The sequence below is a fragment of the Nesterenkonia sp. K-15-9-6 genome (assembly GCF_052656005.1).
Window position 1 is genome coordinate 1 of record NZ_JBQYEY010000084.1, and the last position, 283, is coordinate 283.

General features: G+C 70.0%; 1 protein-coding gene. It reads left to right on the top strand.

Annotated elements, in window-relative coordinates; translation table 11 throughout:
• A partial coding sequence (locus tag SD455_RS16705; RefSeq protein ID WP_445508760.1) for a hypothetical protein occupies positions 1-283 on the top strand: 283 nt, incomplete at both ends.

Sequence of the window (283 nt, forward strand, 5' to 3'; positions counted from 1 at the left end):
GCCAGAAGCGCTCGCAGACTGCGATCGCCTGGAGCTGCTGCGCATCGCCGCCAACCGCTTGCCGGCGCTGCCGGACTGGTTGTTGGAACTGCCGAACCTTGCCTGGCTGGCATTCGGCGGCAACCCACCGAGCGATCGCCTCGAACAGCTGGCACAGGCCCATTCCGCTACGCGCGCGATTGAGCCCAAGCATCTTCGCCTTGGCCCCGTGCTGGGCGAGGGGGCGTCGGGCGTGGTCCGGCGCGCCGACTGGCATCCGGATGACGGTCCTGGGCGACCCGTG